22 protein-coding genes are annotated in these 23053 nt (G+C 42.0%); 13 read left to right on the top strand and 9 right to left on the bottom strand.

Annotation, left to right across the window (positions count from 1 at the left end):
• Window positions 1-200: 200 nt before the first annotated feature.
• From RHM67_RS11695 to RHM67_RS11685, 3 genes are all read right to left on the bottom strand, one after another.
• Window positions 201-869 carry a DUF4276 family protein gene (locus RHM67_RS11695; RefSeq protein WP_322226913.1) on the bottom strand — a complete coding sequence of 223 codons (669 nt, stop codon included), beginning with the start codon at window positions 867-869 and terminating at the stop codon, window positions 201-203.
• Complete coding sequence (locus RHM67_RS11690) at window positions 866-2281, bottom strand: AAA family ATPase (protein WP_322226912.1); 1416 nt, start codon at window positions 2279-2281, stop codon at window positions 866-868. The genes RHM67_RS11695 and RHM67_RS11690 overlap by 4 nt, the downstream gene beginning before the upstream one ends.
• A gap of 132 nt (window positions 2282-2413) precedes the next feature.
• On the bottom strand, window positions 2414-3511 hold the full coding sequence (locus tag RHM67_RS11685; RefSeq protein WP_322226910.1) for an AAA family ATPase: 1098 nt from the start codon (window positions 3509-3511) through the stop codon (window positions 2414-2416).
• A 489-nt stretch (window positions 3512-4000) separates the two neighbouring features.
• Here RHM67_RS11685 and lepA point away from each other — a divergent pair, with 489 nt between their 5' ends.
• Both lepA and RHM67_RS11675 read left to right on the top strand, forming a co-directional pair.
• Window positions 4001-5788, top strand: a complete 1788-nt coding sequence (gene lepA / locus RHM67_RS11680; RefSeq protein WP_322226909.1) for a translation elongation factor 4 — start codon at window positions 4001-4003, stop codon at window positions 5786-5788.
• A gap of 85 nt (window positions 5789-5873) precedes the next feature.
• Entirely contained in the window at window positions 5874-6755 is an 882-nt protein-coding gene (locus RHM67_RS11675; protein WP_322226908.1) for a bifunctional 5,10-methylenetetrahydrofolate dehydrogenase/5,10-methenyltetrahydrofolate cyclohydrolase, read from the top strand.
• Between the two features lie 63 nt (window positions 6756-6818).
• On the opposite strand, the gene RHM67_RS11670 is transcribed toward RHM67_RS11675, so the two are convergent.
• Window positions 6819-7166 (bottom strand): Rieske (2Fe-2S) protein, encoded by a 348-nt coding sequence (locus RHM67_RS11670; RefSeq protein ID WP_322226907.1) that lies wholly within the window; start codon window positions 7164-7166, stop codon window positions 6819-6821.
• Window positions 7167-7175: 9 nt separating this feature from the next.
• Complete coding sequence (locus RHM67_RS11665; protein WP_322226905.1) at window positions 7176-7961, bottom strand: hypothetical protein; 786 nt, start codon at window positions 7959-7961, stop codon at window positions 7176-7178.
• 191 nt (window positions 7962-8152) lie between these two features.
• On the opposite strand from RHM67_RS11665, the gene RHM67_RS11660 reads away from it, so the two are divergent.
• Window positions 8153-8776, top strand: coding sequence for a 7-carboxy-7-deazaguanine synthase QueE (locus RHM67_RS11660; RefSeq protein WP_252756889.1), 624 nt, complete (start codon window positions 8153-8155; stop codon window positions 8774-8776).
• A gap of 39 nt (window positions 8777-8815) precedes the next feature.
• Window positions 8816-10720 carry an OmpA family protein gene (locus RHM67_RS11655; RefSeq protein ID WP_322226904.1) on the top strand — a complete coding sequence of 635 codons (1905 nt, stop codon included), beginning with the start codon at window positions 8816-8818 and terminating at the stop codon, window positions 10718-10720.
• Window positions 10721-10962: 242 nt separating this feature from the next.
• Here RHM67_RS11655 and recQ read toward each other — a convergent pair whose 3' ends face one another.
• The gene (gene recQ, locus RHM67_RS11650) at window positions 10963-13155 is read right to left on the bottom strand and encodes a DNA helicase RecQ (protein ID WP_322232189.1); all 2193 of its coding nucleotides are present in this window, start codon (window positions 13153-13155) and stop codon (window positions 10963-10965) included.
• Window positions 13156-13398: 243 nt separating this feature from the next.
• On the opposite strand from recQ, the gene RHM67_RS11645 reads away from it, so the two are divergent.
• Window positions 13399-14484 carry a mannose-1-phosphate guanylyltransferase gene (locus tag RHM67_RS11645; protein WP_322226903.1) on the top strand — a complete coding sequence of 362 codons (1086 nt, stop codon included), beginning with the start codon at window positions 13399-13401 and terminating at the stop codon, window positions 14482-14484.
• A 123-nt stretch (window positions 14485-14607) separates the two neighbouring features.
• Here the strand turns inward: RHM67_RS11645 and rlmB are convergent, their stop codons facing one another.
• Window positions 14608-15378: a 23S rRNA (guanosine(2251)-2'-O)-methyltransferase RlmB gene (gene rlmB, locus RHM67_RS11640; RefSeq protein WP_322226902.1), complete on the bottom strand. Its 771-nt coding sequence runs from the start codon at window positions 15376-15378 to the stop codon at window positions 14608-14610.
• Between the two features lie 281 nt (window positions 15379-15659).
• Here rlmB and dnaB point away from each other — a divergent pair, with 281 nt between their 5' ends.
• Window positions 15660-17228, top strand: coding sequence for a replicative DNA helicase (gene dnaB / locus RHM67_RS11635; RefSeq protein WP_322226901.1), 1569 nt, complete (start codon window positions 15660-15662; stop codon window positions 17226-17228).
• 118 nt (window positions 17229-17346) lie between these two features.
• Here the strand turns inward: dnaB and RHM67_RS11630 are convergent, their stop codons facing one another.
• On the bottom strand, window positions 17347-17691 hold the full coding sequence (locus RHM67_RS11630; protein WP_322226899.1) for a tetratricopeptide repeat protein: 345 nt from the start codon (window positions 17689-17691) through the stop codon (window positions 17347-17349).
• A gap of 76 nt (window positions 17692-17767) precedes the next feature.
• Here RHM67_RS11630 and RHM67_RS11625 point away from each other — a divergent pair, with 76 nt between their 5' ends.
• From RHM67_RS11625 to RHM67_RS11595, 7 genes are all read left to right on the top strand, one after another.
• A complete protein-coding gene (locus tag RHM67_RS11625; protein WP_322226898.1) occupies window positions 17768-18508 on the top strand; it encodes an electron transfer flavoprotein subunit beta/FixA family protein in 741 nt (246 codons plus the stop codon).
• 27 nt (window positions 18509-18535) lie between these two features.
• Window positions 18536-19513 (top strand): electron transfer flavoprotein subunit alpha/FixB family protein, encoded by a 978-nt coding sequence (locus RHM67_RS11620; protein WP_322226897.1) that lies wholly within the window; start codon window positions 18536-18538, stop codon window positions 19511-19513.
• Window positions 19514-19549: 36 nt separating this feature from the next.
• Entirely contained in the window at window positions 19550-20149 is a 600-nt protein-coding gene (locus RHM67_RS11615) for a bifunctional nuclease family protein (protein ID WP_322232188.1), read from the top strand.
• Window positions 20150-20312: 163 nt separating this feature from the next.
• Window positions 20313-21572: a nucleoside permease gene (locus RHM67_RS11610; RefSeq protein WP_322226896.1), complete on the top strand. Its 1260-nt coding sequence runs from the start codon at window positions 20313-20315 to the stop codon at window positions 21570-21572.
• A gap of 15 nt (window positions 21573-21587) precedes the next feature.
• Window positions 21588-21749 (top strand): hypothetical protein, encoded by a 162-nt coding sequence (locus RHM67_RS11605; RefSeq protein ID WP_322226895.1) that lies wholly within the window; start codon window positions 21588-21590, stop codon window positions 21747-21749.
• 12 nt (window positions 21750-21761) lie between these two features.
• Complete coding sequence (locus RHM67_RS11600) at window positions 21762-21953, top strand: DUF3667 domain-containing protein (RefSeq protein WP_322226894.1); 192 nt, start codon at window positions 21762-21764, stop codon at window positions 21951-21953.
• Window positions 21954-22047: 94 nt separating this feature from the next.
• Window positions 22048-22281: a hypothetical protein gene (locus tag RHM67_RS11595; RefSeq protein WP_322226893.1), complete on the top strand. Its 234-nt coding sequence runs from the start codon at window positions 22048-22050 to the stop codon at window positions 22279-22281.
• Window positions 22282-22335: 54 nt separating this feature from the next.
• Here the strand turns inward: RHM67_RS11595 and RHM67_RS11590 are convergent, their stop codons facing one another.
• Window positions 22336-22941 (bottom strand): outer membrane beta-barrel protein, encoded by a 606-nt coding sequence (locus tag RHM67_RS11590; RefSeq protein ID WP_322226892.1) that lies wholly within the window; start codon window positions 22939-22941, stop codon window positions 22336-22338.
• Between the last annotated feature and the right edge of the window lie 112 nt (window positions 22942-23053).

Below are 23053 nucleotides of genomic sequence, written 5' to 3'. Positions count from 1 at the left end.
GGTGCAGGAAGGGGTTTGTGCTTCAAGTCGGCCTCTCCATCCATGCCGTTCCGAACGAGGTAGGAGGAGGAATCTTGTTAGATAATTAAGGTAGCCAACCATCATCACAGCTTGGTCGTCGCAGGGTCTCACATAGTGGACCCTGCGTTGCCTTGCATACTTCGCAGGGTCTCTTTCAGAAGACCCTGCGAAGACAAAATTTAATGCAAATAATTTAGAGACTTATATGAATCTCTTACAGATTCTTTAAATTTTAAAAAAGATGGGAGTTGCTCTAATTTGTGCAATTCAATCTTTTGTCCTATAGATCTGTATAAGTCAGATATTTTTAATTCATGCCGTCGACGTCTAACCATATTTTGTCTTGCTATTCTTATGGCAGCTTCAATTGCGGATTTTGGGTCAGCGTAAGACTCAGGAGGCCTATTTAAGCCTAACTCTAAATCGGTTTTATCCGTCCCTATTTCTTCTTTCAAAAGTTCCTTATCGGCTAACATCCATGATTCTGACATATGAACTGGAATAATTGACACTAATATTTTACAAATATCACTATCCGGATGTGCAGCAAAAAAATCAGATAATGGCTTGATTTTATTCGTTATAACCAATTGATCATTAGCAGAATCTGCATCTACATGAACACAGAATACCATAGCACCATTTGCAAAAGCTTTTTTAGCACAGCTTTCCATTTGAGTGACAAAGTCATTTCCATGTTCTTTGTTTACACTAATTATAGGATCGATAACCTCTATTTGAGATGTGCACTCACCACCTACAGAAATAAATGTACGTTGTAATATTCCCTCAAGTAGGCGAACATCTGTATTTCCTTCAGTAGAAAAAGCTATACTAATTTGGCTCATACTTTGATCGCTTTTATAGCATTCTCAGCGTCAGCAGTTTTTAAATAGTTTTCAGCTTCAGTAAGAGTCAGCTTCCTTTCATTTTCGCTTGTGAAATTAAAAAGATATAATTGTTTTGATCCTTCAGATTCCTTAACTACTGGAGAAACTCGACTAACTTTTAAATTAATTTTCTTTCCATTGATCTCTTTAATTAACGTGTTTTGTTTGGATAACCAAACTGATACGTTAGGATTCGCACGCCATTGAATTAATGTACTAATCAAAACAGGAGAATGAGTATTTACTATAACTTGCCTTAAATTATCATGATCATCTTTAAAGTCTACACTTAAGTTTTTCAAAAGTTGAGCTATGGAGTCGATTCGAAATGGATGTATACCATTTTCAGGTTCTTCAAAACAAAGTAAACCGTTATGGGCTTGGTCGTATTCTAATACGCAAAGGGCTAATAGTCTTAATGTGCCTTCCGATAATACCCTTGATGAAAACTCTTTACCATCCTCTCCTTTTAATTTAATAATATACTGTCTGTTATTAGTGTCATTATAAACCCTGACTTCAGTAAATCCGGGTAAGAATGAATTTAATTTCCTTGAAATTTCTTTTATAGCATACGGGTCTTGCAGTTTTATTCGATACAAAACAGCTGCTAAATTCTTACCTGTTTGCGATATCTCATCTTTAAGACCAACATCTTGCTTCGTAGGCTCTCTTAAATCATCAGGATTAAGTTGTAGAAATTTCCACTTTCTCATTTCCTCTTTAGCTGCAAAAGCATGTCTAAAGTCGATTGAGTTAATTCCTCCTAATACTGTTTGAACCGCAGCATTTGCAGGTGTTGCTTTGCCTCCGTGACCGCCATCTTGTCTTATTTTTATTGCAAGAATATCGCCTTCTTTTTCTGCTTTAATAAACGGTTCCTTAGAACCACCAGCTCTAAGTGTTTTCCACAAATCTTTAGCATCTTTTCCAAGTAATTGCTTTGCCCATTTATCGTCCTCGGGCTTTATTTTTTCCAGGCTTTCATGTGCTACTATTAAATTCTGAAACCCAAATTCACTTTTATTACGTGCTATTGTTAAGCTATACTTAAGTCTTGTATTATTTAATTCCGCTAAGCCACCCCAATTATCTTTAATCTTTCTTTCAACGAGCATTTCAACTGTAAATTCCATTTCAGTTGCATACTCATCATCATCATATTGCGTAAATAGTTCATCCGCATTTCCTCTCTGCTCACTGAAAGCGGTTTTTAAGTCCGTCTCCGCTAAACGAGATAAAAGTTTTAAAGCGTCAAATAAATTGCTTTTTCCAGACGCGTTTACACCTGCAATAACCGTAAGGGGTGTAAACGACATTTCAAAATTTTGAAATGATTTAAAGCCATTTATCTTAATGTAAGTAATCATTAATTATCCTTATATTCTTATTAGAAGTAATTTAACAATTTTACAAGTTAAAACTAACATTATCTAATATTATTAATTCGAGTATAGTATTGACAAATTAATGTTACATAATTTCAATTTTCATAAGCTACCCTACCCCAACCATCTCCCCAACGTACTTACCGGCACTTTTAGTAGCGTGCTGATCTGGCGATAGCTTTGGCCGGTTAGGTGCAGGTCTCGGGCTTGTTGTTGCAGTTGTTCGCGGGCCTGGGCAAAGGCGCTTTGCAGGTGGTCGCGTTCTTTGGCGTGGCCTTCAAATACAAAGTTCAGGTCGCTCATGTCCTTCGCTATGTGGCAAAGGCAAACGTTATGCTCATCGTACATGGTTTTGCGGCTGCGTTGTTTTACCTGTTTCAGGTACAGCTTGCCGGGCTGGGTGTGGCTTTTGCCAATGGCGAAGGCGCTGTCGCAAAAGTTGATGATCATTTTGCTGCCCTGCAAATCGTTCACGGTAATGGGTTTGTTGGCCATGCGTTTTGGGGTATGCGCCAGCACCAGCATGCTCAGGTTGTACTTTTTCTTTAGCGCTTTCAGCTTCTTCATCAGCGGCAGGGCCTCGCGGGCGCGCTCTGTGCCGGTAGCCATGTAGGTAAGGTTATCGATGATAAGCACCGTAGCCTTGGTTTTGGTAATGGCGCTTTCGAGTGCAGATTCAAGGTAGGCATCGTAATTATCATACAGGGCGGGGTTCTCGGCCTCGGGGTTAAATTCGGCACGGAAAAATGTAAGCCCAAACTGGTGGCTGCCCCATTGGCTGTCGAAATACCGGCTCTCGAACTGCTTGCTCCCCATCTCAAAATCTACATACAGCACGCGGGTTTGTGGCTCCAGCTGGTTGTTGAATATGCCGGTACAACAACCCTGCGCAAGGTTATTGCCAATTTGTACCGCCAGGATAGATTTGCCCAGGTTGGTATCGACAAACAGGATGCACATTTCGCCCTCCAGCCAAAGGTCGCCCAATAGCATGCGCGGCATGGGTTTGCCGTACTCCTGTTTCATCCACTCACCGGCGGTTTTAACAAACAGCAGGTCGGTTTTTTGCGGGTCGAGGTAAACGGTCGGGTCGAGGCCGTGTTTTTTTAAACGCTTCCTGTTGTTTTGCACCCGGGTGCGCAGGGCTTCAATAATTGGCGGCCTGTAAAAAGTGGGATTATCGGTATCCCCATAAAATTCATATTCTTCCATAACAAACTATTTTCTGTAAATATACAGAATAATCTTTATTTATTAAAGAAATTTTATTATGTGATTTTTCTGGGGCGAATTAGGGGCGAAAAAATAGCGGAAAAAAGTAGTTATTAAAGTGTAAAACAGGCACAATATTAACAACCAAAAGTGTAAAATTTTTTCAGGACGGGTCAATTCAGAGGGTGTCCCATTCCGTCCCATTCAGAAGTGAGTGGGACACCCCTGTTGAAATTTATATATATCTGATTATTAATTATTTATTATAAAAATAATAAGGTATTACTTGAAGTAAAATTAAATTTATGATCCCTATAAATATCTCATTTGCAGCCATTTGTATATTTGTCCCATATTGTGTAATATTTAGTGGGACAGTGAGGTAAATGGAGGTTAAATAAATGATGAATTTGATTGCCGTTCCCTTTCCAAGCTTAATTGATAAGTAGATACGAATTTATCCGCTTAAAAAGTTATTTTTGCGGCTGAATGAAGCACATACGTAATTTTTGTATAATAGCACATATCGACCACGGTAAAAGTACCCTTGCCGATAGGTTATTAGAATATACCGGCACCATCACCCAGCGCGAAAGCCAGGCCCAATTGCTTGACGATATGGACCTTGAACGTGAGCGTGGCATTACCATAAAGAGCCACGCCATCCAGATGGATTATGAACTGGACGGGATAAAATATGTCCTGAACCTGATCGATACCCCCGGCCACGTAGATTTTTCATACGAGGTTTCGCGCTCTATAGCAGCCTGCGAAGGCGCATTGCTTATTGTAGATGCTGCGCAAGGCATCCAGGCACAAACCATATCTAACCTTTATTTAGCGTTAGAGAATGACCTGGAGATCATCCCCGTACTAAATAAAATGGACCTGCCCGGCGCTATGCCCGAGGAGGTTAAAGACCAGATTGTTGAATTGATAGGCTGTAAACGCGAAGAGATATTGGCTGCATCGGGTAAAACCGGTATGGGTGTATTTGATATCCTCCGTGCCATTATAGACCGTGTCCCCGCCCCTGTTGGCGACCCTGAAGCACCTCTACAGGCGTTGATCTTCGACTCGGTTTATAACTCGTTCCGTGGTATCGTAGCTTACTTCAAAGTAGTGAACGGCGAGATCCGCAAGGGTGACAGGGTTAAATTTTTCGCTACCGAAAAGCAGTACATTGCTGAAGAAGTGGGTACGCTTAAGCTAAAGCAACTACCAAAAGACGTAATTAAAACCGGTGATGTAGGTTACATCATTTCGGGAATAAAAGAATCGCGCGAAGTCAAAGTTGGTGATACCATTACCACCATCGCCCGCCCATGCGAAGGCGGGATCCAAGGTTTTGAAGAAGTAAAACCAATGGTATTCGCGGGTATTTACCCGGTTGATACTGAGGATTACGAAGAACTGCGCGAATCGATGGCCAAGCTGCAGCTGAATGATGCTTCATTGGTTTTTGAACCGGAATCATCCGCAGCTTTGGGTTTTGGTTTCCGATGTGGTTTCCTTGGGATGCTGCATATGGAGATCATCCAGGAACGTTTGGAGCGCGAGTTTGATATGACGGTTATTACAACCGTACCTAACGTATCGTACATTGCCCACAGTACCAAAGGCGAACCTGTTATAGTAAATAACCCATCAGACCTTCCCGACCCAAGTAAGATAGATTTTGTTGAGGAGCCATATATCAAGGCAACCATCATTACCAAAGCCGAATTTGTTGGCCCGGTGATGTCGCTTTGTATCCAGAAACGTGGTTTTATCAAAAATCAATCATACCTAACGTCAGATCGTGTAGAGCTGGTTTTCGAAATGCCAATGGGCGAGATCGTATTCGATTTTTACGATAAGCTAAAAACCATTTCAAAAGGTTATGCCTCTTTTGATTACCACCAGATTGGCTACCGCCAGTCGGACTTGGTTCGTTTGGATATAAAGTTGAATGCAGAGCCGGTTGATGCACTGTCATCATTGATCTTCCGTGGTAACTCTTTCGATTTTGGCAAAAAGATCTGTGAAAAGCTGAAAGAACTTTTGCCACGCCAGCAGTTTGAAATTGTTATTCAGGCATCTATTGGTGCTAAGATAATCGCCCGCGAAACTGTGAAAGCTTTACGTAAGGATGTAACTGCCAAATGTTACGGTGGTGATATTTCGCGTAAACGTAAACTGTTAGAAAAACAGAAAAAAGGTAAAAAACGCATGCGCCAGGTTGGTAACGTAGAAATACCACAAAGCGCGTTTATGGCGGTGTTGAAACTTGATTAATTATTAGCATCAGGAAGTCAGGAATCAAGAGACAAGAAATTTCATGTCTTGATTCTTGATTCTCCAAATCTTGACTCTCTCTTATATGAAGTTACTCGACGGAAAATACGTATCAGAAAAACTTAAAGGTGAAATTGCCGAAGAAGCGGCGAAAATTTTAGCGCGCACCGGCCGTAAACCGCATTTGGTAGCCGTTTTGGTTGGCCACGATGGCGGCAGCGAAACCTATGTTGCCAGCAAGATGAAGAACTGCGAAAAGGTAGGCTTTAAATCTACCCTGGTACGTTATGAAGATACGGTGAGCGAGGATGAACTGCTTGCCAAAGTAGCAGAGTTAAATGCTGATGAAGATATCGATGGTATCATCGTACAACTTCCACTACCAAAACATATCGACCCTGAGAAAGTAACAGAGCGTATCGACCCTAAGAAAGATGTGGATGGTTTCCACCCGGTTAATCTTGGCCGTATGCAGCGTAACCTGCCGTCGTTTATCCCGGCTACCCCTTATGGTATTACTTTAATGCTAAAAGAATATGGTGTAGAAACCGCAGGTAAGCATTGCGTGGTAGTTGGTCGCAGTAACATCGTTGGCTCGCCAATGAGTATTCTGATGGCACGTAACACTACCCCGGGTAATTGTACTGTAACTATTTGCCACAGCCGCACTCCTGATATTAAAAAGTTCACGCTTGATGCTGATATCCTCATCGTAGCCATCGGTAAAAAGAATTTTATTACTGCCGATATGGTTAAAGATGGTGTTGTAGTTATTGATGTAGGTATGAACCGCGAAACCTCAACCATTACCAAATCGGGCTACAAACTTTATGGCGATGTTGATTTTGAAGGTGTATCACAGAAAGCATCATGGATAACCCCTGTACCGGGAGGCGTTGGTTTGATGACCATTATAGGTTTACTTAAAAATACGCTGGCTTCTGCTAATAAAGAGGTTTATTCTTAACAAGTTTTCATGGTGAGCTTGTCGAACCATTAGCCAGCTTATAGGTCTTCGACAGGCTCAGACTTACATGTTCGTCATTCCAGACAGCTTGAATTTATCCCAAAAGTTTTCTATCCCAACGTGCACCTCTCCTGCCCTTATTGCAATTGCATAGCTATCAACATAATCATTTTGGCCGGGGCTGCCATTGCCTGTTTGGAGGTCGTAACTAAACCGGTGGTATGGGCAAACGAGTTTTCCATCTGCACACCAGCCACGGCTTAAGTCTTCACGGGCATGCGGACAAATTGAACCAAGCGCATAAAGCTCGTTTTCGTAGCCAATTATAATAATATCTTTGCCGCTTACTTTTACTTTCTTGATGAATGGCTGACCGTTCAACTCAAGGCCGGGGACTGGGTACCACTTCATTAGCAATGATTAGAAATCAACCTGCAAGTTCATCAAAGCCGGGTTTTTAATCACCTCATCCATACTGGTGACTAACGTAACCTGCATCCTGTCGGCAGAAAGTATGGCCTTGGAATTGTCGATCTTCTTCACAGGCTTGGCAAATTTTAAAACCATTTTATAAGGCATGTCTATCAGCATAGCTTTAGCCATAGCCAACCGCGAGCCCGCACCTTTTAAGAAATTATTAAACTTGGTTTTATTAATAATACGGGAGAATTTATGGTCGGTAATTTCGTAGGTATAATAGTCTTGCCCTCCCAATAAAAGCTCACCTTTATAATCTTTTGGGTCGCCGGATTGTTTAACAACTTTTTGTTTAGATTCGATAAACTCACCCTGGGGTACTTTTACTGAAAATGCCGAAACATGGTGCAGGTAATAAACCAGATCGGCCGGGGTTTTGGCCAGGTAATCGAGGTTCACCTTCATCTTATTTTTGGTAAGATCCATATTAATATGGAGCGAACTATTTTTGGCCGTATTTATCTCTTCAGCGCTCATTTTCATTACAACACTATCGGGCAGCGTATAAAAGTAATTCATGGAAGTGTCCTTAACCAAACTAAACTGTGGTGTGGCCCTTACCGAGTCAGAGATCAACACATTTAAAACGGAGAGCGCCCGGCTCATATCAAAGCCATAGGCAACAGTACAAGAGCCGTTTGGTTTAAAATCGTAACGCTCTTCAATATCCACGCATGAGCTGAGGCAAAAGAATGCAAAAAATACAAGGGGGGTGTATAGTTTCTTCATGCGACAAAATTTATGTAATTATAGTTAATTTACTTGAAAGCTAAAAGGATTTAAACGGTTGAAAAGTAAAAGGTTAAGAATAAAAGTTTATTAAACTGGCACTACTATTATCTTTTAAATATCATAATCAATTGCTTTTCCATTTCGCCTTTAACCTTTTACCTCTAAAAAAGTTACCTTTGCGCCTTATTATGGCACACCAGGTTCCGGAAGATGGCACATTACTTCCTTTAATGGAAGAGTTTTATACGATACAGGGCGAAGGATACAATACCGGCAAAGCTGCTTATTTTATCCGCCTTGGCGGCTGTGATGTGGGATGCCATTGGTGCGATGTTAAAGAAAGCTGGGATGCAGAACTGCATCCGCTTACACTATCCGACACTATTGTAGAAAACGCTACCAAATTTCCATCCAAAGCGGTTGTTGTTACCGGTGGCGAGCCGTTGATCTATAACCTGGATTATCTTACCCAAAACCTGCAGCAAAAAGGCATCAAAACCTTTATTGAAACATCCGGTGCTTACCCCCTTTCAGGTAACTGGGATTGGATTTGCCTGTCGCCCAAGAAGTTTAAAGCACCTACACAGGTTGTTGCCGATGCTGCTCACGAGCTGAAAGTGATAATCTTCAATAAATCGGATTTTGCCTTTGCAGAGCATAATGCAAAGTTGGTTGGCCCAAATTGCAAGTTGTATATGCAACCAGAATGGTCTAAACACACCGAGATGACCCCGCTTATTGTGGATTATGTAATGGCGAACCCTCAATGGGAAATATCATTACAAACCCATAAATACTTAAATATCCCTTAATAGTGTAACTTAGTGTATTGATTACCGTATCAATACCCAATGCGCAAAACCTACCTTCTGTTAATTTTCATGGTGATGTTATCTTTAGGTGCCTTTGCCCAGCAAAGGCAGTATTCTACTACGGATAAAGAGGCTATTAAATATTTTGCGCAGGCAAACCAAAGTATTGATGAACACTTGTATGACGAGGCCATTACCCAGCTTAAGCAAGCTATTAAAGCCGATCCTAAATTTATTGAGGCCCATGCGCAATTAGGTGAGGTACTACGTATGCGCCGCATTTACAAACCTGCCATTAACCAATTCTTAAAAGTTATTGAATTAGACCCGGAGTATAACCGTTCGGTATATTTAAAAGTTGGCGAAATTGAGATCACCAGCGCCATGTACGAGCCGGCCCAGCGCCATTTGGAAAAGTACCTTACCTACCCAAACATTACTGCGCAAAACCAGGCTTATGCCCAAAAACTAATTGCTGATTGCAGATTCAGTATCCAGGCTTTAACCCATCCCGTTGCTTTTGTGCCGATAAACATGGGTGCCGAGATCAATACCGCTAACGACGAATACCTCCCCGTGGCTACCGCAGATGAGGGTACTTTGATCTTTACCCGTAAAATAGATAACAACGAAGATTTTTATAAAAGTATTAAGCTTAACAACAACTGGCAAAATGCCGAATACCTGAGCAATATCATAAATACGCCCATGTTTAACGAGGGCGCGCAATCTATTTCGCAGGATGGTAAATACCTGTTCTTTACAGGCTGTAACCGCCCCGATGGTTTAGGCAGGTGCGATATATACATCGCCCAGAAAAAAGGCGATGACTGGGCTAAACCATTCAGCTTAGGCAACCCGGTAAATACCTCGGGATGGGAGGCGCAGCCATCTATCAGTGCCAATGGGCGTACACTGTACTTTGTGAGCAACCGTAAAGGTGGCTATGGTGGTTACGACATCTGGAAATCGACCTTAAGCGATAAAGGATGGGGCGTGCCCGAGAATATGGGGCCCGAGATCAATACCGCTTATGATGAGCAATCGCCATTCATACACCCTGATGACAGCACATTTTACTTCTGCAGCAACGGCTGGCCGGGAATGGGTGGAAAAGACCTTTTTATAAGTCGGTTAGGTAAGGATGGTAAATGGCAAAAGCCTGAAAACTTAGGTTATCCCATCAACACCAGCGGCGATGAAAACGGATTAACGCTAACCGCCAATGGCTCATACGCGTTCTTTTCATCGAACAACCTAAAAGGGTTTGGTGGATATGATATTTATACCTTCGAGTTGCCGCTTAGTCTTCGACCTAACATCGTAACATACGTTAAGGGCACGGTGGCCGATAAAAATACCAAAGCGCCGTTAGAGGCGGCCGTTGAGATCATCGACCTTCAGAAAAACAATCCGGTATTCCAGGATTATAGCTCGGCAGACGGCGGAGAGTTTTTAGCAACACTGGGTGCCGGCAAAAATTACGGGTTGAATATTTCCAGAGAAGGTTACCTGTTTTACTCTGATAATTTCTCGTTGATTGGTTTAAAAGATAAAAAGGCATTTAATATTTCGGTGCTCTTATCTCCTATCGAAGTTGGCAACAAAGTGATCCTGAAGAACATCTTCTTCGATTCCAATAAGTTTGAGCTGAAAGCAGAATCAAAAGCCGAGTTGCAAAAGCTGGTAGAATTTTTACAGCTTAATCCAACCGTTAAGATAGAGATCGCAGGTTACACCGATAATGTAGGTAATGAACAAGCAAATGTAGCATTATCAGAGAAACGCGCTAATGCCGTATACCAATACCTATCAGCAAATGGTATTGTGGCAACACGCCTTGTTTACAAAGGCTACGGCGAGGCACAGCCTATTGCACCAAATACCACCGAAGATAACAGAGCGCTTAACCGTAGAACAGAATTTATGATTATTGCCAAGTAAGTATTACAAAAAAATCAGAAAGTTTTATAAACTATCCTTTTGATATTCTTCAAGCATTTTCTTTATATCAGGAGTATTTTCTACTTGATTTGTTAAACCGCTTACTTGACTGCGATTACGTGCTTTATTTTTATCCTGATAAGTGGTTTAAAGTATAAAGTTAAGGATATTTACAAAACTATAAAAGGCCTGAACAGATTAACTGTTCAGGCCTTTACTTCTTCGCTTTAATTCTCAAAGGCTTAATTCCCTACTTCAGACATGAATTTGATGCGCATAAGCTGCACTTCTTCGCGGGTGTAGTCGTCAGAGCCAAGTTCTACCAGGGCATCATCGATAGAATCTATTTCGGCGGTTTTAAAGTAGTCGTAAACTTCTTCCTGCTTATCTTCATCTATCATCTCATCGATGTAATAGTTTAAGTTAAGCTTGGTGCCCGAGTTTACAATGGTTTCAACCTCTTTCAATATCTCCTCGTAAGTCAAGCCTTTTGAAGCGGCTATATCATCCAAATTTAAATGGCGGTCAATATTCTGGATAATAAAGACTTTAAGTGCCGATTTATTGGCAGCGCTTTTAATCACCATATCAATAGGGCGGTCAATATCATTATCCTCAACGTATTTCTTGATCAAGTCTACAAACGGGGCACCAAATTTCAATGCCTTGCCCGCTCCAACGCCCGAGATCTGTTTCAGCTCTTCGGTATTGATAGGATAATGCGTACACATTTCCTCTAACGATGGATCCTGGAAAATAACGAAAGGCGGCAATCCTTTTTGTTTAGCCAGTTTTTTACGTAGGTCCTTAAGCATCTGCAACAATGCAGTATCTAACGCACTACCACCCTGTTTAGGTCCGTCTTCAACGTCATCTTCATCCATCGGGCCCATTTCCTGGTTTAACAGGAAGCGGATGCTGTACGGGTTCTCGATGAACGCGTTACCGGTTTTAGTAAGATGCAGCAGTCCGTATTGGTCAATATCTTTCGACAGGAAGTTATTCAGTAAAGCCTGGCGCATCAGCGAATTCCAAAGGTTCTCGCCCTGCTCAATGCCCGATCCAAAATAATCCAGTTTATCGTGTTCGTAATTTTTAACCTGCGCGTCATCTTTGCCCATCAAAATATTAATGATATGGCAATCGTCGAATTTCTCGCCGATCAGTTTAATGAGGCTTAATGCCCTGTGCAGGTGCTCTTCGCCATCAAAATGAACTTTCGGGCCACAGCAGTTGTCGCACATGTTGTTGCAACCAGCTTCGTTAAAGTTCTCACCAAAGTAATGCAATAGCTGCTTACGGCGGCAAACAGATGATTCGGCATAATCAATAACTTCTTTCAGGATCTGTGTGCCAATCTCGCGTTCGGCAACAGGCTTATCCTTCATAAACTTTTGCAGTTTATCAATGTCTTTTCCTGAATAGAATGCCACACAAACACCCTCGCCACCATCACGGCCGGCACGGCCTGTTTCCTGGTAATAGCCTTCCATGCTTTTAGGCATATCGTGGTGCACTACATACCTAACGTCCGGTTTGTCGATACCCATACCGAAGGCAATGGTAGCCACAATAACGTCCACGTCTTCCATCAGGAATTTGTCTTGCGTATCGGCACGTACTTTAGGATCTAAACCCGCGTGGTATGGTAAAGCTTTTACACCGTTAAGGTTTAATGCTTCGGCAACTTCCTCCACCTTTTTACGGCTAAGGCAATAGATAATGCCCGATTTACCCTGGTTCTGCTTAACAAACTTTACAATTTCTTTTATAGCATTACGTTTAGCCCTAACCTCATAAAACAGGTTATTGCGGTTAAACGATGATTTGTAAACGGTGGCGTTATTCATTTGCAGGTTTTTTTGAATATCCTGCTGTACTTTTGGTGTTGCGGTTGCGGTAAGGGCTATGATTGGGATATCATCGCCAATATTGCTGATAACCTGGCGGATCTTGCGGTATTCCGGGCGGAAATCATGCCCCCACTCCGAGATACAATGCGCCTCATCAACAGCCACGAATGATATCTGGTTAAGCCTTAAAAAATCAATGTTCTCTTGTTTGGTCAATGATTCGGGCGCAACGTAAAGCAGTTTGGTTTTGCCGCTCAAAACGTCGTCTTTAACCCTTAAAATATCTGCCTTGGTAAGTGATGAATTTAGGAAATGCGCAATGCTGTCCGAGCCTCCGAAGGCCCTTAGCTGATCTACCTGGTTTTTCATTAGCGCGATAAGCGGGGAGATCACTATCGCCGTGCCCTCGCTCATGAGTGCCGGTAGTTGATAACACATGGATTTGCCACCACCGGTAGGCATTATCACAAAGGTATCGTTACCCGCTAAAATATTAGTGATGATCGCTTCTTGCTCCCCTTTGAAATTATCAAACCCGAAAAAGTTTTGCAGGTTATCAAAAAGCGACTTCTTAGTCTCTATCATTATTTACTTGTACTTTTGGAAATTATGGTTCAAAATAACAAAAATTTATAAATAAACGGTTGGTTTTGTTAAAAATTTTATATTAAAATGATTATTTGATTAAAAACAATTTACTTATTTATCTCTTTTAAAAACGATAAAATCCCAATAGAAATATTTTAGTTTTACCTAATATTAAATTTACAAATTAATGCACATATTTAGCACGGATTTGCCAAATTAAAATCTACTACACAAACAATGAATAAAAATTACTACGCCATCATTATGGCAGGCGGAATTGGCAGTCGTTTTTGGCCAATCAGCAGAGCATCGCACCCAAAACAATTTATAGATATTTTGGGAACCGGCAAAACACTTATCCAAAACACCTACGACCGCTTTCTTAAAGTGTGCCCTCCCGAAAATATATACGTTGTAACCAACGAGAATTATACAGGCCTGGTTAAAGAACAATTACCGGGCATGGCCGATCAGCAGATCCTGACAGAGCCTGTGATGCGTAACACCGCCCCTTGTGTGGCTTACGGTTGTTTTAAGATAGAAAGCATGAACCCTGATGCCGCCATCGTTGTAGCGCCATCAGATCACTTGATACTGGATGAGGCAGCTTTCGTTGCTGCCATCGAAAAATCTTTAAAGACCTCATCAGAAAATAACTGCCTGATCACACTTGGTATCAAGCCGTCAAGACCTGATACCGGTTATGGTTACATCCAATATACTGATCAAACGCTTAACGACGATTTCCACAAGGTAAAAACCTTTACAGAGAAGCCTACCGTTGAGATAGCCAAAACTTTCATCCAAAGCGGCGAATTCCTGTGGAACGCCGGCATATTTGTATGGTCGGCTAAGGCTATTGTTGCATCATTTGACAGTCACTTGCCCGAAATGCACGAGATCTTTGCGGAAGCCCGTTCGGTTTACAATACAGATCAGGAGAAAGCATTTGTACACAAGGTTTACCAGCGCTGTATCAATATCTCTATCGATTATGGCATTATGGAGAAAGCATCAAACGTTTACGTACTCCCATCAGAATTTGGCTGGAGCGATCTGGGTACCTGGGCTTCTATTTACCAGCTTGCCGATAAGGATTATGTAGGCAATGCGGTTATCCCGTCAGAAAAAGTAATTATGTACGATAGCAGCAACTGTATGGTAAATGTACCAGGCGATAAGCTGGTGATATTACAAGGCCTGCACGATTACATCGTGGTGGAATCTAACAACTCCCTCCTGATCTGCCCACGCGACCAGGAGCAAAACATCAAGCAAGTAGTTGCCGATGTTAAGAGCAAGTTTGGAACGAAATACATTTAGAGTAGAGAGTTAAGACAATAAGATTCAAGAATCCAGACAATAAAGAAGCCCGGCTGCATAATAGTCGGGCTTTTTCGTGATGCGTAATTTCAGTCTTGTATCCTGATTCTTGATTTTTTGCTTTTATTTTACCGCTTCGCGCTGCCTTATGGCCTCATATAATATCACCCCTGTTGAGACCGATACGTTCAGCGATTCTATCTCGCCAAACATTGGGATCTTAGCCAGGTGGTCGCTGATGCGGATGATATCGTTGCGGATCCCGTCTTCTTCAGACCCCATGATGATTGCCGTTGGTGCGGTATAGTCCGGCGCATAAATATAGTCGTTGGTTTTCTCGGTACAGCAAACTAACTGTAAGCCCGACTCCTGTAAAAATTTAACGGTTTGCATGAAGTTATCGTGACGACAAACCGGAATCTTGTACAATGCACCTGCCGATGTTTTTATCGCATCGGGGTTGATCTGCGCCGAGCCTTTGCCCGGGATAACAATAGCATGTACGCCAGCACACTCAGCGGTACGGGCTATGGCGCCCATGTTGCGTACATCGGTAATACTATCCAAAACCAATATTAAAGGCACCTCGCCCCTTTCAAATACTTCGGGAATAATGTTTTCTATTTTCTGGTAGATGATTGGTGAGATAAACGCGATAACACCCTGGTGGTTTTTCATGGTGATGCGGTTCAGTTTTTCTACCGGTACCTGCTGGGCTGTAATATTATATTCGGTAGTTACATCGCGCAACTCGGTTAATAGGCTCCCGCTTAAACCACGTTGTGTATATAAAGCCTCAATTTCTTTACCTGCCAATATCGCTTCAATCACTGCTCTTATACCAAAAACCATCTGATTGCCTTCGCGTGGTGGAGGTTTAGAATTATATGCCATTTTAATAAAATTATTTTTGGCAAAAATAGGGATATTAACTCATTTTATGGTTATCTAAGTAGAAGGATTAGCATCAGTGTTAACAATGCCTAACATAGGCTTACATTTATCAACACCCATATAAATGAGATACTTACAACGATATTAACACGTTATACACATTTGATGTTAATTACTACCATCGAAATTTATAGCGCTGATAATGTTTTCATTATGTGGAAAACTCATTTGTTAACTAATTAAAAACAGGCAAGAACATTTTTTATATATTTTTGTATGTCATGAATTTTGAGAACGATACCCCTAATTATAAACAGAATACTGACCGCAGAAGCAGGATCACAAATCCGCAATCTTTTGCTGGTAATGGCAAGCTACAGCCGCAAGCTTTAGACCTTGAAGAGGCCGTGCTTGGCGCCCTGATGCTTGAAAAAGACGCCCTTTCATCGGTTATAGATGTGTTGAAGCCCGAAGTTTTTTACGAGATTAAGCACCAGAAAATATTTAACGCTATAAGCGTACTGTTCGAGAAAACATCGCCTGTAGACATCCTTACCGTTACCGCGCAATTACGCCAGCAAGGCGAACTGGAAATGATAGGCGGCGCATATTATATTACCGAGTTGACTAACCGTGTAGCATCTGCTGCCAATATTGAGTATCACTCGCGGATCATCATTCAAAAATATATTCAGCGCGAGCTGATCCGCATTTCAACAGATGTGATAAATTCGGCTTATGAAGATACCAGCGACGTGCTGGATATGCTTGATAAAGCCGAGAAAAACCTCTTCGAGATTGCCCAGAATAACCTACGACGAGATTCGCGTAAAATGGACGACCTGGTGCACGAAGCATTAAAAGATATTGAGGCGTTAAAAGATAAAAAAGACGGTTTAACGGGTGTACCATCCGGCTTTACAGATCTTGACCGTATGACCTCGGGCTGGCAAAAATCCGACCTGGTAATTATAGCTGCCCGCCCCGCGATGGGTAAAACAGCCTTTGTACTAAGTTGCGCACGTAATGCCGCTGTTGATTTTGATAAACCGGTTGTCGTGTTCTCGCTGGAGATGTCGTCAGTACAGTTGGTTAATCGTTTGATCTCCGGTGAAACCGAAATTGAGCAGGAAAAGATCCGTAAAGGCACATTGGAAGAATGGGAATGGCAACAAATCCACTCCAAAATTGGCCGCTTAGAGGCTGCACCGTTAATTATCGACGATACCCCATCCCTAAACATATTTGAGTTCCGCGCTAAATGCCGTCGTTTAAAATCACAGCATGATATCCAGCTGATCATCATTGACTACTTGCAGCTAATGCAGGGTAAGGCCGAAGGTAAAGGTGGCGGCGGTAACCGCGAGCAGGAAATTGGTAGTATCTCTCGCGCGCTTAAAACGGTGGCTAAAGAATTGAACGTACCGGTTATTGCGCTGTCGCAGTTAAGCCGTGCGGTGGAGAATAGGCCGGGTGGTTCTAAAAGGCCAATGCTGTCCGATTTACGTGAATCTGGTTCTATTGAGCAGGATGCGGATATGGTACTGTTCCTTTACCGACCTGAGTATTACGGACTGGATGTGGATGAGGACAACAACCCTACCCAAGGCGTTGGTGAGATTATTATTGCCAAGCACCGTAACGGCGAGACCGGTAAAGTGAGGTTGAAATTTGTTGGTAAGTATGTGAAATTTACAGACCTTGACCAAGGTATGGATAGCTTTGGTGCGCCGGGCGCAACTAATGCCTTTGCAGGCCTTAGCCCATCGCAAGATTTTGACAGCAAACCAAGTAACTTTATCATCCGCCCATCACGTATGGACGATATTGATGATGAGCCGCCGTTTTAAAGAATCAAGAAATTAAGATATAAGAATCAAGACAAAAAAGCCCGTTTAACTATTAAACGGGCTTTACTTTTAGTGTTCTTTTTTCTTGGCTCTTGATTCTTAATTTCTTGCCCCTCTCCTAATAGTCGTCATCATCGTCTTCCTCAAATCCCTTTGCAGAGCGATAAACGGATTGTAGCTCGCTAAAGGCATGCATATCGCGTTTGGCTTTTGTTATTTCCATGCCTTTTTCGTATATTGTAATTGCGTCGTCTTTGCGGTTTAGGGCTTCATATAATTTGCCCAAGTGGTAGTAAGTACCGGTATAGCCGGGGTGGTTATTAACCAGGTCTTCGTAATAGCTCAGGGCCTTTTTAGTATCGTTAAGTCGCAGGTATTCAGTAGCCAGCGCGTATTTTAAAAATTCATCTTCGGGTTCGTTCTGTATAAACGCTAATAGCTTATCTAATCTGCTTGTATCCATTTTAAACTCTCTCTTTTTTAACTTAAATTTGCAGTATCCTAATTACAAATACCTGTAAAAATATAAACCAATTATAATGAGCAAAATACTGGTATGTATCAGCAATGTTCCGGATACCACTACAAAAATAACTTTTACTGATAATAACACCCAATTTAATACAAATGGGGTTCAGTTCATTTTAAACCCGTACGACGAGATCGCCCTCGCCCGTGCTATCGAACTAACCGATGGCGGCAAAGGCAGCGTAACCGTTATCAACGTTGGCGAAGTTAACACCGAGGCTACCATCCGCAAGGCACTGGCTATTGGTGCTACCGATGCGGTACGTGTTAATGCCAAAGCACATGACGCCTGGTTTGTGGCTTACCAGATAGCCGAATATGTTAAAGCAAACCCGTTCGACCTGATCTTGACCGGTCGTGAGTCTATAGATTACAACGGGTCTAAAGTGGCCGGCATGCTGGGCGAACTATTAGATCTGCCATCAGTATCCATCATCAAAAAACTGGATGCCACCGATAGCGAAGCAACAGTTGAACGCGAGATAGAGGGCGGTAAAGAAGTAATTACTATCCCTTTCCCCTTCGTAGCCGGTTGTGCCGAGGGTGTTGCGGAGCCTAAAATACCCAATATGCGTGGTATCATGAGCGCCCGTACCAAACCATTAACCGTGGTTGAGCCTGTAGCTGTAGATACATTATCAGAGATCATCAGTTATGAAACCCCTGCCCCACGCGGCCAGGTTAATTTGATTTCGGCAGATGATACCGCCAAACTGGTAGATCTGTTACATAGCGAAGCAAGGGTTATATAATTAAAGTTTTAACATTAATATTCTACTATGTCAGTTTTAATATATGCGGAAAACGCGGCGGGCAAATTCAAAAAATCAACTTTTGAAGCTGTATCATACGCTAAGGCAATAGCCGCACAAAATAACACCAACCTTGTTGCCATATCAATCGGCGATGTTGCTAATGATGGATTAGCTGCCTTAGGTAATTACGGTGCCGAAAAGGTTTTAAACGTAAGCAACGATAAACTAAAGAACTTTGTAAACCAGGCCTACGCATCGGTTATAGCCGAAGCTGCTAAAGCCAACGGTGCAGATATTGTAGTGCTGTCAAACTCGTTCAGCGGTCGTGGCCTTGCCCCCCGTTTGGGTGTTAAGCTGCAAGCCGGTGTTGCCGATGGCGCTGTTGCCTTACCTGTACAGGATGGTGGCAAATTCACGGTTAAAAAAAACGCCTTTTCGGGTAAAGCTTTTGCTGTGGTTGAGCTAACTTCTGCCAATAAAGTTATCGCCCTAACACCAAATTCTTATAAAGTGGTTGAAGGCGGATCTGCTGCCCCGGTTGAAGACTTTATCGTGGAAGCCAAGGCATCTGATTTTAAAGAGATGATCAAAGATATTGTACGCTCTACCGACAAGGTATCATTACCTGATGCAGAGATCGTTGTATCTGCCGGCCGTGGTATGAAAGGCCCCGAAAACTGGGGAATGATAGAAGAACTTGCTAATCTGTTGGGCGCGGCAACTGCCTGTTCAAAACCGGTATCAGACTCGGGTTGGAGGCCACATAGCGAACACGTTGGGCAAACCGGCATAGCTGTTAGTCCAAATTTGTATATTGCGATAGGCATTTCGGGCGCTATTCAGCACCTTGCCGGGGTTAGTTCTTCAAAAGTTATTGTAGTAATAAACAAAGATGCCGAAGCGCCGTTTTTTAAGGTAGCTGATTATGGCATAGTTGGCGACGCGTTTGAAGTATTGCCAAAATTAATTGCTGCTGTTAAAGAGTATAAAGCATCAGCCTAAAAAATAAGATAAGATATCGCTGTGATGGGTAACGACATAAAGAAAATTAAGCTGGATATTGTAGGCCTTTCATACAGCCAAACCCAGTCGGGCGCATACGCATTGGTGTTAGGTGAAATTAGCGGCCGCCGCAGGTTACCTATCATTATAGGCAGCTTCGAGGCGCAGGCCATAGCTATCGAGATAGAGAAGATGACACCAAGCCGCCCCCTAACTCATGACCTATTCAAGAGCTTAGGCCAGGCTTTTAATATTACCGTGCAGGAGGTTATTATTTATAACCTGGTTGATGGGATCTTCTATTCCAAACTGATCTGCTTCGACGGTAAAAAAACGGTGGAGATAGATGCCCGTACTTCTGATGCCATAGCGGTATCGGTAAGATTTGAGTGCCCTATTTATACCTACGAGTTTATCCTGTCTACAGCTGGTATAGTGATAGAAGGTAACGACTTTGTATACCTGGAAAACATTAGCGAAACGCCTGAAGAGAAAACGCGTACATCTGCCACCGGGGCATATACGACGTTGAGCGAGGACGAACTTAAGAATATGCTGCAACAGGCTCTGTCCGAAGAGGCTTATGAAAAGGCCGCCAAAATCAGGGACGAATTGACGAAGAGAAAATCATCATAAAGCTAAAAGAGGAAGTCATCTGTAAGGTAGCTTTTACTTTCACGGGCGTTTTTTTGTGATTTAATGGCGGTTTACTGTCGCTTTTAAGCCTTTCCCGTATCGCTTTATTTCACTATTTTCAGCCTTTATTTTTTTAACTATTAATTATTTAAACCAGTGCTGTATGAATATTAAGTTTCGCTTAATACTGATGAATTTTATGCAATTTTTTATCTGGGGGGCGTGGCTTATCACCATAGGGGCATACTGGTTTCAAAACAAACAATGGTCGGGAGCGCAGTTTGGCGCCATTTTCTCTACAATGGGTATCGCTTCCATTTTTATGCCCGCAATTACCGGTATCATATCAGACAGATATATAAATGCCGAAAAACTTTACGGCATCATGCACATCCTCGGAGCGGCAACTTTATTTTGTCTGCCTTTGGTACAAGACCCAAATACATTCTTTTGGGTGATACTGTTAAACATGATGTTCTACATGCCTACCCTATCCTTATCCATTACGGTAGCGTACTCCGCATTAAAAAACAACAATATAGATATTGTTAAGGAGTACCCGCCAATTCGTATTTGGGGTACAATAGGCTTCATTGTAGCCTTATGGACGGTCAGCTTGACCCATAACGAAACTTCATCCAACCAGTTTTACATCGCTTCTGCTGTGTCGTTATGCTTGGGCATATATGCGTTTACCCTACCTAAATGCAGGCCGTTCGCAGTGCGTACGGGCAATAAATCATTCGCCAATCTGTTGGGTTTAAATGCATTCGCTCTATTTAAAATGCCAAGATTTGCTATATTCTTTGCATTCTCTTTATTATTAGGGGCGGCATTACAGCTTACCAATGCATACGGTGATACTTACATACACGATTTTGCAAAGATTCCGGTTTATAAAGACTTGGTTCCGGTAAAATATCCGGCAATTATCATGTCCATCTCACAAATCTCCGAAACGCTGTTTATACTGGCCATACCATTCTTTCTGCGTAAGTTCGGCATTAAGTATGTAATGCTTTTCAGTATGCTGGCATGGGTATTACGTTTTGGCCTTTTTGCCTTTGGCGATCCGGCCAACGGGCTTTGGATGATCGTATTGTCATGTATCGTTTACGGTATGGCGTTCGATTTCTTTAACATCTCGGGTTCGTTATTTGTGGAAACTCAAACCACACCGGAGATCCGAGGCAGCGCGCAGGGTTTGTTTATGATGATGGTAAACGGTTTCGGTGCTTTGTTTGGCAGCTTTGCCAGCGGCTACCTTATAGATAAGTTTTTTACCCATGCCGATCAAACTAAAGACTGGCACGGCATCTGGCTAACCTTTTCTGCATATGCATTGGTTGTTGCGGTGATCTTCCCTTTTGTTTTTAGATACAAGCACAATGCGGCTTTAAAACATGCTATTGAACACGCCTAATCCCTATCAACCCATATGAAAAAACATTACCGTAAAGAGAACGACTGCCTCAATTTCGGAACCATTTTAGAAGATAAATTTTGCCACAACTGCGGGCAGGAAAACTTGGAAATAAAAGAAAGCTTTGGCCATATGCTAAACCATGCTGTAAGCGATTATTTCCACTTCGATTACTAGTTTTTTCATACGATGAGGCCGCTGTTTTTAAAACCCGCGCACCTTACAAAAGAATATCTGGCCGGCCGCCATGCACAATATCTTCATCCGGTTAAAATGTACATTTTTATTAGCCTGGTATTTTTTGTGATATTTTTTCAGGGCAATAAGCATGAAAAGGACAAAATAAGCGACAATAAAAAAAACGGAGCAAAAAACCAGTGATAAAGCTAAAACAGCTATTGATAAAGGCATCTATGCCAATAAAAACCTAAACGCCGAACAAAAGAAGTTACTATCTGAAAAGATAAAGGCTTTTGTGCCCGATACATTGGCGAAAGAAATAAACGCCGATATGGAGAAGGATTCTACAAAGTTAAAAGCGCGTAATACCGATGAAGAAGGCTGGTTCACATTTTTTGGCACCGAAAACGTAGACAAGTTTGCAACTTACGACGATTATCTTACTAACCAAGCTACGCTTTCTGCCGATGGACGCGACAATATGCTGGAGCAGTACCTACTTATTATAACCGCGGTTATTACAGTATAAAACAGAAAAGGCCCCGACATATCGGGACCTTTTCTGTTTATATTTAATTCTCGATTACAAGAACGCGTAACCTAAGCTTAGGTTAAATAAGCTTACACGTGTTTTTACACTGTTTGATCCATCAAAGTATTCTTGCTTGGTTAAACCAGCCTCGTAACGCAGATCAATAGATATTCTTCTAATATCTACACCAGCACCTATAGTAGCGGCAAAGTTTGCGTCTTTATAGCGAAGATTTACCGCATTACCTGCTGCTGAACCAAAAGAGTTACCATCCCTGTTTATCGCAAAAGACATAAGAGGGCCCGCATAGAACCTGCCACCCAAACCAAATGCACCAATCTTACCACCGAATAATAACGGTACATCTATACTTGTAAATTTGGCAGAACTTGAATAACCATTACTGGAATTGATATCGACATTTTTGCTTGTTACATAAAGTTCCGGCTGAAAATTAAAACCCAATGCGCCAAAACGCGCCCAAATACCACCAAGGTAACCGGCTCGGTTACTACTGCTGAAAACGCTACCGGAATTTGATAAACTTGATAAGTTTACACCGCCTTTAACACCAAATTGTACACTGGGTAATACCTGTGCCTGCGTTGCGGTTACTACGGCTACAAATAAGCCTAATGTAAGTACTAATTTTTTCATGGTTTATGATTTAATGTTTTAACGTGCTAAAATAGTAATTGTTTTAAAAGCAAATATCCGGCACACAACAATTACGAGGGCCGGATATTCTTGTTTGAAAGAAGTAGTGTCA

The organism is Mucilaginibacter sp. 5C4 (genome assembly GCF_034345625.1).
In the GTDB taxonomy this organism is placed as follows: domain Bacteria; phylum Bacteroidota; class Bacteroidia; order Sphingobacteriales; family Sphingobacteriaceae; genus Mucilaginibacter; species Mucilaginibacter aurantiaciroseus.
The sequence above is the reverse complement of the archived record's forward strand: the minus strand, read 5'-3'. Positions and strand labels throughout refer to the sequence as shown.